We start from the raw sequence: 599 nt of genomic DNA on the forward strand, positions 1-599 counted from the left end.
TCGTGCGCCGCTCGGCCGAGGCCTTGAACAGTTCGAGGGCGCGGCGGTGGACGCGCCGCGTCTTGGTAGCGCCCGGCGTCAGCGCCATCCGCAGCGGCATCCAGGCGAGCACGTAGCGGACGACGAGGAAGGCGAGCGCCTGGACCGCGAAGAGGGCCGCCATGGCGATCCCGTGCGCGATGCCGCTGTTCCAGCCGCTGAAGGGCCGCAGCCACGCCTCGATGCAGCCCTGCGGCACGGCGGCCAGCATGGCGGGCACCAGCAGCACCGCCAGCACGGCGTAATGCAGCCCGACGTCGTGATAGGAATCGGACTTGGACGCGACGATGGTCACGATCTCGCCGTCGCTCGCCCGCTCGGCGGCCGCGACCGCCGCGCTGACCCGGACATGATCCTCCGCCGTCAGGAACATCACCAGCTCCCCGATGCGCCGCCGCCGCCGAACGAACCGCCGCCGCCGCCCGAAAAGCCGCCGCCCATCCATCCGCCGCCGCCCGACGACCCGCCGCCGAAGCCGCCGCCGAACCCGCCTCCTCCCCAGCCGCCCGGCCGGCGCGAGCTGCGCTCCATCTCGTTGGCGATGGTCCAGAGGATGATCG

At 73.3% G+C, this 599-nt stretch carries 2 protein-coding genes; both read right to left on the bottom strand.

Features of this window, described 5'->3' with window-relative positions:
• Positions 1 to 412: hypothetical protein (locus AC2JF9_RS08250; RefSeq protein ID WP_500726830.1), on the bottom strand; the 412-nt coding region annotated here is incomplete at its 3' end.
• The coding region (locus tag AC2JF9_RS08255) for a hypothetical protein (protein WP_500726832.1) at positions 412 to 599 on the bottom strand (188 nt) is incomplete at its 5' end. The genes AC2JF9_RS08250 and AC2JF9_RS08255, both read right to left, overlap by 1 nt.

It is taken from the genome of Lactobacillus sp. C449L, assembly GCF_059900815.1.